Source organism: Bradyrhizobium sp. (assembly GCF_035484855.1).
In the GTDB taxonomy this organism is placed as follows: Bacteria; Pseudomonadota; Alphaproteobacteria; order Rhizobiales; family Xanthobacteraceae; genus Bradyrhizobium.
Window position 1 is genome coordinate 1 of the sequence record NZ_DATHOP010000106.1, and the last position, 14415, is coordinate 14415.

The following is a 14415-nucleotide window of genomic DNA, read 5'->3' on the forward strand; positions in this document are numbered from 1 at the left end:
CATCGCGTGGCTGGTCCGCGAGGGGCTCGCCCGGGAAGTCACCGGCGTGACGCTGAAGGATGAGAGTGGTGGCGGAACGTCGCAGCGTATTGCGGCCGGTCCACGCCCGGCCTGACAAAATGGCGGTTTGAGGTCATTATCGGCGTTGGATATCGATTTTGTACGAAGGGCCAAGCTTGCGAGAGGCTATGCAGACCTGCTAAACCGCCTCGACGAATTTTCCATATTGTTTTCAAGGGCTAGCGACCATCATCCACGGCCGATTCAAGGCCTTCCTCGCGCCCGGGAACCTAAGCTGCACTTAAAGCGACCAACTAAGCTGATGTGAGGATCGGATAAGGCATGCTCGACAAGAACACCGACAGTCAGGTTCATACCGACAAGATCGAGCAGCCGCCCAAGGGGCTCAGCATCGCCTTCGGCCTGGAGCGTATCGGCCTGATCGCGGTCAAGGCGCCGATCGTGTCCTGCATGATCCTGCTGGTGCTGATCGTCGGCGCGATCTTCGGCATCCAGCGCATCAAGATCGACGATTCGCTGAGCCAGTTGTTCCGTTCCAATTCCAAGGACTACAAGCAATATGAGGCGGAGACCAAGCGCTTCCCGGCGACCGAATTCGACGTGCTCGTCGTGGTCGAGGGCAAGACGCTTTTGGCGCGCGACAATCTCGAGAAGCTGCGCGATCTGGTCACCGACCTGCAACTGGTCGACGGCACCCGCGGCCTGATCTCGCTGTTCTCGGCGCGGCAGGCGCCGGCGCCGGGCAAGCTGCCGGCCGCGCTGTTCCCGAACGAACTGCCGCAGGGCGCCGACTACGACAAGTTCATCGAGACCGTCAAAAGCAACGAGATCATCCGCGGCAAGCTGTTGTCCGAGGACGGCACGCTGGCGCTGATCGTGCTGTCGCTCGAGCCGGAGGTGGTCGCCAGCAACAAGCTCGGCACCGTGGTCGGCGATATCCGCAAAGCGATGAAGGAGGATCTCGCCGGCAGCGGGCTCAACGCCGAACTGTCGGGCGTTCCCGTCATGCAGCTCGAGATCCGCAACGCGGTCAAGCGCGACGGCTTGACCTACAACGTGCTCGGCATCCTCGCCGGCTGCATCATCGCGATCATCTTCTTCCGCAAGATATCGTTCATGGTGGTCGCGGCATTCCCGCCGATCATCGCCATCGTACTGGCGCTGGGCGGCCTCGGCTGGGCCAATTTCAACCTCAACATGTTCCTGAACGTGATGACGCCGCTGATCATGGTGATCAGTTTCTCCGACTCGATGCAGCTGACGTTTGCGGCGCGCGACCGGCTGATCGCCGGCCAGGACAAATACACCGCGTTCAAGAACGCGGTGCGCGTGGTCGGGCCGGCCTGCGTGCTGACCCACGGCACTGCCGGCATTTCTTTCATCGCATTGCAATTCTCCAACTCCGACCTGATCCGCAAATTCGGCGAGGCGGGCCTTGCCGCCACCATCATCGCGCTGATCGCGGTGCTGTCGCTGGTGCCGGTGTTCGGCGTCTTGTTCGTGCGCAACGAAAAGGTGTTCGCGGTGAAATTCCAGGGCGCCGACGCCGGCGTCCAGATGCTGCGCAATTTCTGCTACTGGATCGCGGTGCGCATGGTGTCGAGGCCCGGCCTGTTCAGCCTGATCGCGGTGATCTTCGTCGGTGGCCTGGCGACGGTCTATGCCCATCTCGAGCCGCGCTATAGGCTCGCCGATCAAGTGCCGGACAAACAGCAGGCAGTCGCCGCGAGCGGGCGTCTCGACGCCAAGCTCGCCGGCGCCAACGCGATCGACGTGCTGATCGAATTCCCCAAGGGCGCCTCGCTGTATGCGCCCGAGACCCTGCAGACCATCGCCGACGTTCACAAGACGGTGGAAGACACGCCCGGCGTCGCCAACGTCTGGTCGCTGGAAACGCTGCGCCGATGGCTTGCGGAAAAGGCCGGAAGCTCCGACGTCGCAACCTTGAAGGAATATGTCGACCTGATTCCAAAATACCTGGTGCGGCGTTTCATTTCCGCCAATCAGGATGCGGTGGTGGTGTCGGGCCGCGTCCCCGACCTCGATTCAAGCCAGATCCTGCCGGTGGTCGACAAGCTCGATCATGAGCTGGATGCGGTGCGCAAGGAGCATCCGGGGTACGAAATCGCCGTCACCGGTCTCTCGGCGATCGCCGCGCGCAACTCGGCCAACATGATCGAGAAGCTCAATCGCGGGCTGACGGTCGAATTCGCGCTGGTCGCGATCTTCATCGGGCTCGCGTTCCGCTCCGTGGTGGTGATGTTCTCCTGCATCCTGCCCGGCATCTTCCCGGTGGTGCTGTCGGGCACGGTGCTTTATCTGCTCGGCGAGGGGTTGCAGTTCGCCAGCGTGGTCGCGCTCACGGTGTCGTTCGGCCTCGGGCTGAGCGCCACCATCCACTTCCTCAACCGGCTGCGGCTGGAGTCCAGGCCGGGCGTCAGCCCCGAACTGGCGGTCGAGCGCGCCACCGTGCTGGTCGGCCCGGCGCTGATCCTGACCACGATCGTGCTGGCCTGCGGCCTGGTGGTGACGGTGTTTTCCGATTTGCCGTCGCTGCGGCTGTTCGGCTGGCTCAGCGCGTTCTCGATGGTGGCAGCACTGATCGCCGATCTCTTCATTCTGCGGCCGACGGCGATGTTCCTGATCAACCTGTCGATGAAAATTCGCAGCGCGCTGGGCTGGACGAAGCCGGAAGAAACCGGCGCGAATAGCTAGCGCATGATTCGAGGTTCTGGGTTCGGAGCTTCGACAAAACTCCTTTTGAAGGCCGTCCGGTGTCTCATGCCGCAAGGCAACAATGATGGCTGCGTCGATCTGTGCCGATCGCGATGCACGGTTGATCTTATCAAAATATTTAATGGTCTCCAAAGCGCCCGCCCCCTACCTGCCGGAAAACAGCAGACGGGAGATAACTACGATGAGAATCGTCACGGGAAGAAGGGGGGCATTGCAAACATTCGCGTTGACCATGGTCACGGGCGCGATCGGCCTTGCGTCGGCGCGGGCCAGGCCGGCGCCCTCGGCCACAGAATCCGCACTGACGCCGCCCGGCGCCACGCATCTTGACGCATTGAAGAGTCGTCTGGCGCAGGCACCCCGCCGTCGCGATTTCAAGACGGTGCCGATGATTTTGAACCAGAGAGATCAGTGGGATCACGAAGCATTGACCGAAGTGCTCTCCTACCGTCCCGTGTCCAAGCAGGTCTGGGACAATACCGACATCGGAAGTCCCTGGCTGAACCTGATGCGGAACGCGCTCAATTCACAGATCTGGTCGTTCAAACATCCGGATTTCCTTGCCGTTTCGTGCACCCATGGTACGGCGCATCTTGCGCTCTACGATCAGGCGACGTGGGACAAGTACCAGCTCACCAGGCTGGCCGGCGAGAAGTTCAAGACCAATACGCTGATCGTCGAGCAGAAGGCGGCGGCGACCGATCCCGCAAATTACGAGGATCCGGCGGGGCCCTTCTCGGGCGCGGATAATTCCATACCCGCGCTGATGCGGCGCGGCGTCGTGTTCATGTCCTGCCACAATGCGATCTGGGAACAGGCCGCGGCCCTCATCAAGGCCGAGCTCAATCCCGACAAGCTCTCTCATGCCGCGCTCGCGGCTGAATTGACCAACCACCTGGTGAATGGCGTGGTACTGATCCCCGGTGCCGTCGGCACACTGCCGGAGTTGCAGCAAGCCGGTTTTCACTACGCAAAGTAACACTGGGCTCCATCATGAGATGCCTTCTTCGTCTTGTTCTGTTCGGATCGGTCGCGCTGGCCCTGCTGGGGACGGCAGCGCTTGCGCAAACCGTCACCGCAGTCGGGAAGCCCGCCGCCGAGGTTTCGGAAAGCGTTTTTCCGCCCTGGCAGCACGGAGCCAACAACGATGCCGTCGATCGCGGCCTCGGCTTCACCGTGCCGGAGGTCGATAATCTTGCCGATTTTCACGGCGATCTCGACGCCCCCAAACTCGTGCTCTATGTCGGCGGAAATTATTTTTTCGCGATGGCGCCGCTGGTGAAAGCCTTCGAGGCGGATCACCCCGAATACAAGGGGCGCATCTATTGGGAAACGCTTCCGCCCGGGTTGCTCGCCAGGCAGATCGAGGCGGGCGGCCGCATCACCGTCGGAAACATGACATGGACCGTGAAGCCGGATGCTTATTTTGCCGGCCTCATGAAGGTGAACGAGATGATCGACCAGGGTGTGCTGGCCGGACCCGCCGTTCCCTACGTGACCAACGATCTCACGATCATGGTGCCCAAGGATAATCCGGCGCAGGTCAAAAGCCTCTCCGATCTCGGCAAGCCGGGCATACGTCTGGCGACGCCCAATCCCGAATTCGAGGGCGTCGCCCGGCAGATCAAGATCGCGCTGACCAAGGCCGGCGGCGCTGCCCTGGAGAAGATGGTTTACGATACCAAGGTCAAGGACGGCACGACGACTCTGACCCGGATACATCATCGCCAGACCCCGCTATTCATCATGCAGGGGCGCGTCGACGCCGGCGTAACCTGGCAGTCCGAAGCCGAGTTTCAGGAACAGGCCGGTCATCCGATCAGCCACGTTGTCATCCCCGCCGCCGACAATGCGACGGCGGTCTATGCCGGCGCGGCGGTGAAGGACGCGCCTCATCCGGACGCGGCCAGCACCTGGCTCGACTTCATCCGTTCGCCCGAGGCGTTGCAAATCTTCGCGCGCTATGGCTTCAAACCCGCCATGGCCCACTGAATTCGTTTACGACAGGAGCATCCCATGTCCGCTCTTACGTTTGACGGCGCCGCGGCCGTCTCCAATCCCGCCGCCCAACGCAGCAAGGCAGACGCGCTGCGCGTCGCGGCACTGGGGCTGCTGTCGATCCGCTTCATTCAGGGATTCGTCTATTGGGGCGGCGGTTCGCGCCGCTTCATCTACGCGCCCGCCAAACTCGATCCGCACGCGGCCAGCTGGATGGCCAACAAATTCCAGTCGGCGATGCCGGGCGCGTTGCTCGGCACCGACCATGTCATCGCTTTTCTGCTGCAGCATTTCTATCTGCTTTATGCCTCGCTGATCCTGTTCAGCGCCGCCGAGCTGATCACGGGACTTTGCTTGATGGCGGGCTTTCTTACCCGGGCCGCGGCACTGGCTTCGATCGGCTTCTCGGTCGTGCTGATGCTGATGTTCGGGTGGCAGGGTGCGACCTGCATCGATGAATGGACCATGGCGGCCTGCAATCTCGCGATCGGTGCTACGCTTATGCTTGGCGGCAGTGGCGCCTTCTCGCTCGACAACGTGCTGCTGACGCGCAGGCCGGCGCTCGCCGAACGGGGCTGGTTTCGCTGGATGTCCGGCGCCTTGCCGCTTCCGATGCAGAGCGGCACCTTCCAGAAGCTCGCGCTCGTGGTGTTTGCCACGACCGTCGTGTTCAATGTCGCCACCTACGATTATTATCGCGGCTCGGTGATCACGCCGTTTCATGGCGGCCCGGTCAGCCCCAGCAAGCATCATCTCAGTCTGACGGACGGCGTCCTGCTTCCGAGCGGCGCCGTGCGTTTCCATGCCTTTCTCGATGGCGGCACGCCGGCCTCGCCCTCCAACGTGATGATGGCGGTGCTGAAGTCCAGTGACGGCGCCGTGCTCGAGCAATGGGACGGCACGGCGTTGAGCCGGCTGCCGGCTTCCGCCATCAGCAACGAGTTCGCCTACAATCGCTTTGCGGCGGGTCCGTTCGGCTTGCAGGCGAAGATGGGAGCTACCGGGACGATCACGCTGCCCGCCACGGGCAATGCCGACAGTGCCAGCCTCCCCAGTGCCGCGACGTTGCAGCTACGCACCGTCAACGGCAATACATTCAACGTGGCCGTCAGAGCGGAATAGGGTCGAAAAAGCGTGGCCCGACCGGGCTTTCAATCCGATCGGATCACGATTGAGCGGCTTGCGCGCCTCAGCTCTTCACCATCGTGATATTGACGCCTCGGATCTCGCCCTTGGATGAGATCTCCACGGTCTGCTTGTTGCCGGTGGTCGTCAGCGTCAGGTTGGCGGCAAATCCGTTGGCCTCGACGAACACGTCGATCCGTCCGCCGCCCGCGGTGCCCTGCAGATTGCCGAAGATGTTGCGGCTGGCTTCGGTCCAGCTGCCGGAAATCCGGTTGCCCTGGCTCGTCACGTCGCTGGCCAGATCGAATTTGTAGCTGTCGCTGGCGCAATGCAGGCTCTGCTTCAGGCCGAGCCCGGAACCATTCACCTGGTATTCGGCCTTGCAGCGGATGCGTTCGGTGCTTCCGTCGGAAAGCGAGACGGTGCCATTTCCGGACCAGGCGCCATTGAAGCCGGCAAACGGACTCGTCTGCGCGTGACCTGCCGATACCGAGAGCATCAGCGCCGCGCCAATGCCGGCGGCCTTGATGGCATGTCCGAACAGGCTAGAACCAAACAGTTTCATATCGCGTTCCCATTTAATTTGACGTTCTCAGCCGAGATACGTCTCGCCGCATCGAACATTTAGTGTCGCCGCAGTTTGTCAGGTTCAAATGACAATTCGACCGCCGCCCCGCAATGGCGCTGAACCTGCTTTTCGCCGATGGATCAACATCCCCCAAAATACACAAACCGGTCGACGGTGGCGAACTTGATTTTGCCCGAAGGAAATCCGGCAAAAATGCTTGGATTCCGCCATGTTTGGCCGCCTCGCACATCAAGTTCCGATGGTGGCTTGCCTGCAACGGTCAATTGGAAACGGCCAACGGGGAAATAATGTGTCTTTATCAAGCGGTTAATCGCCGCATTGAGGTCGTCCCCGGGGTCGGCTATTGGGGGTTTAAGGCCACTGCAAATTTGGCCGCATTTGCCAGCGCTTCTGGGCTTGTCGTTGCTGCGATCCGCGGTGTCTGCAATCCGAATCATTGGTCCCGGCCATGACATGCGCCGTGCGGGACCTAAAGTCTCTGCGTCAGAATGAAGGACCACAATGTACAAATTTTTCCTGCCACTCATCCTGTTGTCGATGTCGGTTTCCACGGCCGCTCTCGCCCAGCAGCAACGCAGCGGCACGCCGGAGGAGCAGGCTGCCTGTTCGCGTGACGTGCAGCGCCACTGCCGGCCGGTGATCGATCAGGGTGACTTCGCGGTTCTGGCGTGTCTGCAGCAGAATCGAGACAAGATCAGCAAGGCCTGCGATCTGGTGCTGAAGAATCACGGACAATAGAGCCGCGTTCGCATCCGGTGGATCTTCCGACGGGCCGGTTTTCCGGCCCTGTTCGGACGCTGCCGGATCGTCGCGAGCATCCCGGAAAGCATTGGTTTTACCGTCGTATTCCCCTATATGGGGTCCGCGATCTCTTCGCATGCCCGCCCAATCGGCGGCCGTGCGAAGCCCGTGTTTCAAGGCGAATGCCCAGTTCCTGATGACAAGCGCGAGCCAATTGCGGTCCGGCAAGACCCACCGCGACGAGAATTTTCCGGTCGCGTCATGGATCATCCATCCGCGTCACCGGGCGCTTATTCTCAGCTTCTACAATTTTGTCAGGACCGCCGACGATATCGCCGACCATGCAACGCTCGATCCGAACGAGAAGCTCGGGCTGCTCGATCTCCTGGAGGCCGAACTCTTGGGGCAAGGCGACAGCCAGAGGGAGGCCGTCAACCTGCGGCGGGCGCTCGCCGAGCGCTCGATGCCGCCGCGCCATGCGCTCGACGTCCTGATCGCCTTCCGGATGGACGTGACCAAGCTTCGCTATGAGAACTGGGACGAGGTGATCCACTACTGCCGCTATTCGGCGATGCCGGTCGGACGCTTCATGCTCGACGTCCACGGCGAGAGCAATTCGACCTGGGTGGCTTCCGACGCGCTCTGCGCGGCCTTGCAGATCAACAATCACCTGCAGGACTGCGGCAAGGATTTTCGCGACCTCAACCGCGTCTACCTGCCGCGCGACGCGCTGGTGGCCAGCGGCGCTTCAGTCGAAATGCTGGGCGAGGGCCGGGCCTCGCCGCAATTGCTGCAATGCCTGCATGCGCTCGCGGTGCGCACCAAGGTGCTGCTCGACGAAAGCAAATCGCTCAGCGCCGAGGTCAGGGATATCCGGCTCGGGCTCGAGATTTCCGTGATCCAGGCCTTTGCCGACAAGATCGTCCATCTCCTGAAGCTGCGCGATCCCCTGAGCGAAAGGGTGCATCTCAACGCGGTCGAACTGCTCTTCTTCAGCCTCGGTGGGATGGCCGGCGAAATGGCCCGCCGCGCGGTCGGACGCCGGCATGTCTCGAAACCGGCGGCCGGCGCATGACGTCAGAGGCGGCAGTCACCCCGGATCACGGGACCACCGCGTCCGGCAGTTCGTTCTATGCCGCGATGCGCATCCTGCCGCGCGAGCAGCGCGAGGCGATGTTCCAGATCTACAGTTTTTGCCGGCAGGTGGATGACATCGCCGATTCCGAGGGTCCGCGGCCCGAGCGGCTTGGCGCGCTCCAGCAATGGCGCGACGATATCGACGCGCTGTATCGGGGCCATCCGCCGCCGCGGCTCTCCGACTACGTCGCCTCTGTCGGAAGATTCGACCTCAAGCGCGAGGATTTCCTCGCCATCATCGACGGCATGGAGATGGATGTGCCGCAGGACATCCGCGCTCCCGATCTGGCGACGCTGGATCTTTATTGCGACCGCGTCGCGAGCGCGGTCGGACGGCTGTCGGTTCGGGTGTTCGGCCTTCCCGAAGAGGACGGCATCCTGCTCGCGCATCATCTCGGCCGCGCGCTGCAGCTGACCAACATCCTGCGCGACATCGACGAGGACGCCGCGATCGGCCGGCTCTATCTGCCGCGCGAAAGCCTTCTGCTCGCCGGGATCACGTCAGACGATCCGCTCAAGGTGGTCGCCGATCGGGCGCTGCCGAAAGCCTGCCCGTCGCTGGTTGCGCGGGCGCGGGCGCATTTCGAGAAGGCCGACGAAGTCATGCGCCGCAATCGCCGCCGCGCGGTGCGGGCGCCGCGGATCATGTCGAAATATTATCGCGCGATTCTCGAATTGCTGGTGGCCAGGGGTTTTGCGGGCCCGCGCACGCCGGTCCGCGTCAGCAAGATGGCCAAGACCGCCATCCTTCTTCGCTATGCCTTGATCTGATGGCTGGCACTGTTCACATCATCGGCGCTGGAATCTCGGGCCTGTCGGCGGCCGTGCGGGTCGCCAATGCGGGTTGCAAGGTGCATGTCCACGAGGCGACGCAGCAGGCCGGCGGCCGCTGCCGGTCCTATTTCGACGCCGCCACCGATCTCACCATCGACAACGGCAATCACCTGTTGCTCTCGGGCAATCGCCACGCGCTGGCCTACGCCCGCTCGATCGGGACCGAGGCCGGGCTGGTCGGGCCGAAGCGCGCCCAGTTTCCGTTCGTCGACCTCTCGACCGGACAGCGCTGGCAGCTCGACCTCGGCGAAAGCCGGCTGCCGCTGTGGGTGTTCGATGAGGCCCGGCGGGTGCCTGACACGGGCCTGCTCGATTATCTCGCATTGATGCCTCTGATATGGGCAGGGACCGGCAAACTGGTCGGAAAGACAATTCCCTGCGAGGGAACCCTGTACCAGCGGCTGGTGCAGCCGCTGCTGCTGGCGGCGCTGAACGTCGACCCGCCCGAGGGCTCCGCGGGCCTCGCTGGCGCGGTGGTACGGGAGACGCTGCTGGCGGGCGGGCAGGCCTGCCGGCCGCTGATCGCGCGCGAGGGGCTGAGCGCGGTGCTGGTCGAGCCCGCGATCAAGCTGCTGCAGGACAAGGGCGCCAGCGTCCAGTTCGGCCACGAATTGCGCGAGTTCGGGCTTGCTTCCGGCCGCGTTGCCGAGCTGAGATTCGGCGGCGACACGGTGGCGATCGGCGACAATGAGGCGGTCATCCTGGCGGTGCCGCCGCGGCCAGCCGCTACGCTTTTGCCGGGTCTCAAAACGCCTTCGAAATTCCGGGCGATCGTGAATGCGCATTTTCGCTTCGATCCGCCGCGCGACATGCCGCCGATCGCAGGCGTGGTCGGTGGGCTGGTGGAATGGCTGTTCGCGTTTCCCAATCGGCTGTCGGTGACCATCAGCAATGCCGACCGTCTGGTGGACATGCCGCGCGAGGAACTGGCGCAGGCGATCTGGCGGGACGTCTGCAAGGCTGGCGGGGTTTCCGGCGAACTGCCGCCCTGGCAGATCGTGCGCGAGCGCCGCGCCACATTCGAGGCGACGCCGGAGCAGAATGCGCTGCGCCCGGGCGCCTCGACGGCGCTGAAAAACCTGTTTCTCGCCGGCGACTGGACTGATACCGGGTTGCCGGCGACCATCGAGGGATCGGTGCGGTCGGGCGACCGCGCCGCCGACCTCGTGCTCGCCATGCGGCGGACCTGATCGGCCGTTCGGAGCGCCGGGTTTTCGGGTAAGACCGGGCAGGGTACACTACAGGGCAAAGACGACGGGGATCTCGAGCCAGATGCATTCCGGCAACAAGCCAGATGGAGGCGATACCGACGCTCGGCTCGAGACGTGCATCGCAGCCGCGACGAACGCGCTACTGGGTTATCGGCAGGCGGACGGACACTGGGTGTTCGAGCTCGAAGCCGACTGCACGATCCCGGCCGAATATGTGCTGCTGCGCCATTACCTCGGCGAGCCCGTCGACGCCGCGCTCGAAGCCAAGATCGCGAACTACCTGCGCCGGGTGCAGGGCGCCCACGGCGGCTGGCCCCTGGTGCATGACGGCGATTTCGACATGAGCGCCAGCGTGAAAGCCTATTTCGCGCTGAAGATGATCGGCGATTCCGTCGACGCCCCGCACATGGTGCGCGCGCGGGAGGCGATCCGCTCGCGCGGCGGCGCCGTCCACAGCAACGTCTTCACCCGATTCATGCTGGCGATGTTCGGGGTCATGACCTGGCGCAGCGTGCCGGTGCTGCCGGTCGAGATCATGCTGCTGCCGTTGTGGTTCCCGTTCCATCTCAACAAGATGTCATATTGGGCGCGTACCACGATCGTGCCTCTGATGGTGTTGGCGGCGTTAAAGCCGCGCGCGAAAAATGTCAGCGGCGTCGGCATCGACGAATTGTTCCTGCAGCCGCCGCATTCGATCGGAATGACGGCGAAGGCGCCGCATCAGAGCTGGGGCTGGTTTGTCATGTTCCGCGCGCTCGACACCGTGCTGCGCGCGATCGAGCCGCTGTTTCCCAAGAGATTGCGCCAGCGCGCGATCGACGCCGCGGTTGCCTTCATCGAGGAGCGGCTGAACGGCGAGGATGGCCTGGGCGCGATCTATCCGCCGATGGCCAACACCGTGATGATGTACGAGGTGCTCGGCAAGGGCCCCGATTATCCGCCGCGCGCGGTGACGCGGCGCGGGCTCGACAAGCTCCTGGTGATCGGCGAGCATGAGGCCTATTGCCAGCCCTGCGTCTCGCCGGTGTGGGATACCTCGCTGACCTGTCATGCGCTCACCGAAGCCGGCGGCGCGGAAGCGATCGCAGCCGCCAAACAGGGGCTGGACTGGCTGCTGCCGAAACAGGTTCTGGACGTCAAGGGCGACTGGGCCGTGAAGCGGCCGCAGACCCGCCCCGGCGGCTGGGCGTTCCAGTACAACAACGCCTATTACCCTGACCTTGACGACACCGCGGTGGTGGTGATGGCGATGGATCGCGCCCGGCGCGCCAGCGGCAGCGCCGACTACGACGAAGCCATCGCGCGCGGGCGCGAATGGATCTGCGGCATGCAGAGCCGCGACGGCGGCTGGGCCGCCTTCGACGTCAACAATCTCGAATATTACCTCAACAACATTCCGTTCTCCGATCACGGCGCGCTGCTCGATCCGCCAACCGAGGACGTCACCGCCCGCTGCGTCTCGATGCTGGCGCAACTCGGCGAGACCGCGCAAACGAGCCAATCGGTTGCGGACGGCATCGCCTATCTGCGCCGGACCCAGCTCGCGGAGGGATCGTGGTACGGCCGCTGGGGGCTGAACTACATCTACGGCACCTGGTCAGTTCTGTGCGCGCTCAATGCCACGGGCGTCGACCACGGCGACCCGATGATTCGCAAGGCGGTGGACTGGCTGGTTTCGATCCAGAACGCGGATGGCGGCTGGGGCGAGGATGCCACGAGCTACAAGCTCGATTACCGGGGATTCGAGGGCGCCTCCACCACCGCCTCGCAAACGGCATGGGCCTTGCTTGGACTGATGGCGGCAGGTGAGGTCCAAAATCCCGCGGTTTTACGGGGCGTGGAGTACCTAATAGCCACACAGACCGAAAAAGGTCTGTGGGATGAGCAACACTATACAGCAACAGGCTTTCCTCGGGTGTTTTATCTGCGTTACCATGGTTATCCGAAGTTCTTTCCGCTGTGGGCGTTGGCGCGGTATCGGAACCTGAGGAACACCAACTTTGGGGTGGTAGGGGTCGGGATGTGAAATTGGGGGCGGGGGACACGACGTCCGCGGTCAATCGAATCGACCCGCGGCCGGTTCTGATCGTGACTGGTCTGGTGCAGGAGGCCCGCATCGCGGCCGGGCCCGGCATGACCGTCATCTGCAGCAGTAGCGATCCCCGGCAATTGCGGGCGCTGCTCACGGTGTTCGATCCCACCACGATCAGGGGCGTGATCAGCTTCGGCGTAGCCGGCGGCCTCGATCCCTCGTTGAAATCCGGTGACGTCGTGGTGGCGACCGAGGTGCTGGCGGGCGATGCGCGGTGGCTAGCCGGCCTGGCGCTGAACGAAGACCTGATCGCCAGCGTCGCGCTGGGGAGCCGGCGGGTCGTCAGGGGCAGCCTTGCCGGCGCCGAGCAGGTGGTCGCCGCCCGCCACGTCAAGGCCGCGCTGCGGCTCGAGACCGGTGCTGCCGCCGTCGACATGGAAAGCCATATCGCGGCTGCCTATGCCGAGGAAGCCGGACTGCCCTTCGCGGCGCTGCGCGTCATCGCCGACCCGGCGAGCCGCGCACTTCCGGCGCTCGCGGTGTCCGCGATCAAGCCGAACGGCGACATCGATCTGCGCAAGGTGCTGCGCGGGGTGGCGCGCAATCCGACCGCGCTGCGCGGGCTGGTCGCCACCGGCATCGATTTCAATCGCGCGCTGCGCTCGTTACGCGGCTGTCGAGGCTTTCTGCTGGGCGGCGAGGGCCTCGTCGCGGCGGATCTCTGACAGGCGCTTCTGCACCTCTGCCGAGAAGATGTACTGAGCCGGACGCTGATTATCGAGATTGATCTCGGGCGCCATCGGACCCGTCGTGCGCACGCCGCGCAGGGCCACCCACATCGCCTTCAGCGGATTGGTCAGGGCGGCATTCGCGGCGGTCGGCTCGTAGCCGCAATGCGCCATGCAGTCGGCGCACTTCTCGTACTTGCCGGTGCCGTAGGTCTCCCAATCCGTCGTTTCCATCAGCTCCTTGAAGGTCTTGGTGTAGCCTTCACCAAGCAGATAGCAGGGCTTCTGCCAGCCGAAGATATTGCGCGCCGGCATGCCCCACGGGGTGCATTCGTAATTCTGGTTGCCCGCAAGGAAATCCAGGAACAGGCCCGAATGCATGAAGTTCCACTTCTTGCCCTTGCCGAGCGCGAATACATCACGGAACAGCTTCTTGGTCTTGGTGCGGTTGAGGAAGTGTTCCTGGTCAGGCGCGCGCTCATAGGCATAGCCCGGCGACATTGAAACGCCGACACCGAGTTCCGTCGTGAAGTCGAGGAACTTGGCGATGTCCTCTGCCGCATGGCCGTCGAAGATCGTGGCGTTGACGTTGACCGTGAATCCCTTGGCCTTGGCGGCCTTGATCGCGGAGACGGCGCGGTCGAACACACCCTTCTGCGAGACCGCCTTGTCGTGATGGTCCTTCAAGCCGTCGAGATGAATCGAGAAAAACAGATAGGGCGACGGTTCGAACAGATCGAGCTTCTTCTCCAGCAGCAGCGCATTGGTGCACAGCGACACGAATTTCTTGCGCGCCACCAGGCCGCGCACGATCTCGCCGATCTCCTTGTGGATCAGCGGCTCGCCGCCGGGGATCGCGACCATCGGTGCGCCGCATTCATCGGCGGCGTCCCAGCATTCCTGCGCCGACATGCGGCGATTGAGGATCGCATCGGGATAATCGATCTTGCCGCAGCCGACGCAGGCGAGGTTGCAGCGAAACAGCGGCTCGAGCATGAGCACCAGCGGATAACGTTTCCGGCCCAGCATCTTCTGCTTCATCAGATAGGCGCCGATACGCATTTCCTTGAAGAACGGTATTGCCATTACGAGTTTCTTTCTAGGCTCAGTAGAGAAGTGGATCAGCCTGCCGTCAGTTCAGCCGGAAGCCGAAATTCGATATTTTCCTCGCGGCCCGGAAGCACCGAAACCGCGACCGGTCCAATGCGCCTCAGGGCCTCGATTACGTCGTCGACCAGGACTTCCGGCGCCGAAGCGCCGGCG

The 14415-nt window shown here is 63.4% G+C and carries 13 protein-coding genes and 1 pseudogene; 11 read left to right on the forward strand and 3 right to left on the reverse strand.

Annotation, left to right across the window (positions count from 1 at the left end; translation table 11 throughout):
- The first annotated feature begins 342 nt into the window (after positions 1-342).
- From VK804_RS12430 to VK804_RS12445, 4 genes are all read left to right on the forward strand, one after another.
- Entirely contained in the window at positions 343-2736 is a 2394-nt protein-coding gene (locus VK804_RS12430) for an efflux RND transporter permease subunit (RefSeq protein ID WP_325371114.1), read from the forward strand.
- A 202-nt stretch (positions 2737-2938) separates the two neighbouring features.
- Positions 2939-3736 carry a transcriptional initiation protein Tat gene (locus tag VK804_RS12435; RefSeq protein ID WP_325371115.1) on the forward strand — a complete coding sequence of 266 codons (798 nt, stop codon included), beginning with the start codon at positions 2939-2941 and terminating at the stop codon, positions 3734-3736.
- Positions 3737-3750: 14 nt separating this feature from the next.
- Positions 3751-4749: a substrate-binding domain-containing protein gene (locus tag VK804_RS12440; protein WP_325371116.1), complete on the forward strand. Its 999-nt coding sequence runs from the start codon at positions 3751-3753 to the stop codon at positions 4747-4749.
- A 24-nt stretch (positions 4750-4773) separates the two neighbouring features.
- Positions 4774-5877 (forward strand): TQO small subunit DoxD, encoded by a 1104-nt coding sequence (locus tag VK804_RS12445; RefSeq protein ID WP_325371117.1) that lies wholly within the window; start codon positions 4774-4776, stop codon positions 5875-5877.
- Between the two features lie 67 nt (positions 5878-5944).
- On the opposite strand, the gene VK804_RS12450 is transcribed toward VK804_RS12445, so the two are convergent.
- Positions 5945-6445: a hypothetical protein gene (locus tag VK804_RS12450; RefSeq protein ID WP_325371118.1), complete on the reverse strand. Its 501-nt coding sequence runs from the start codon at positions 6443-6445 to the stop codon at positions 5945-5947.
- Between the two features lie 113 nt (positions 6446-6558).
- Between VK804_RS12450 and VK804_RS12455 the strand changes: the two genes are divergently transcribed.
- The 7 genes from VK804_RS12455 (at position 6559) to VK804_RS12485 (ending at position 13149) form a co-directional block, all read left to right on the forward strand.
- Positions 6559-6921 (forward strand): hypothetical protein, encoded by a 363-nt coding sequence (locus VK804_RS12455; RefSeq protein WP_325371119.1) that lies wholly within the window; start codon positions 6559-6561, stop codon positions 6919-6921.
- A gap of 49 nt (positions 6922-6970) precedes the next feature.
- Positions 6971-7207, forward strand: a complete 237-nt coding sequence (locus VK804_RS12460; protein ID WP_325371120.1) for a hypothetical protein — start codon at positions 6971-6973, stop codon at positions 7205-7207.
- Between the two features lie 199 nt (positions 7208-7406).
- Positions 7407-8285 carry a squalene synthase HpnC gene (gene hpnC, locus VK804_RS12465; protein WP_325371126.1) on the forward strand — a complete coding sequence of 293 codons (879 nt, stop codon included), beginning with the start codon at positions 7407-7409 and terminating at the stop codon, positions 8283-8285.
- Positions 8282-9118, forward strand: a complete 837-nt coding sequence (hpnD, locus tag VK804_RS12470) for a presqualene diphosphate synthase HpnD (RefSeq protein ID WP_325371121.1) — start codon at positions 8282-8284, stop codon at positions 9116-9118. Before hpnC ends, hpnD begins: the two co-directional genes overlap by 4 nt.
- Positions 9118-10371, forward strand: coding sequence for a hydroxysqualene dehydroxylase HpnE (hpnE, locus tag VK804_RS12475; protein WP_325371122.1), 1254 nt, complete (start codon positions 9118-9120; stop codon positions 10369-10371). Before hpnD ends, hpnE begins: the two co-directional genes overlap by 1 nt.
- 82 nt (positions 10372-10453) lie before the next feature.
- Positions 10454-12418 carry a squalene--hopene cyclase gene (shc, locus tag VK804_RS12480; protein WP_325371123.1) on the forward strand — a complete coding sequence of 655 codons (1965 nt, stop codon included), beginning with the start codon at positions 10454-10456 and terminating at the stop codon, positions 12416-12418.
- Entirely contained in the window at positions 12415-13149 is a 735-nt protein-coding gene (locus VK804_RS12485; protein ID WP_325371124.1) for a phosphorylase, read from the forward strand. The genes shc and VK804_RS12485 overlap by 4 nt, the downstream gene beginning before the upstream one ends.
- Here the strand turns inward: VK804_RS12485 and hpnH are convergent.
- Positions 13090-14238, reverse strand: coding sequence for an adenosyl-hopene transferase HpnH (gene hpnH / locus VK804_RS12490; RefSeq protein WP_325371125.1), 1149 nt, complete (start codon positions 14236-14238; stop codon positions 13090-13092). The two genes, VK804_RS12485 and hpnH, sit on opposite strands and share 60 nt — an antisense overlap.
- A 35-nt stretch (positions 14239-14273) precedes the next feature.
- Positions 14274-14415: pseudogene (locus tag VK804_RS12495) on the reverse strand (4-hydroxy-3-methylbut-2-enyl diphosphate reductase); the annotation flags it as partial.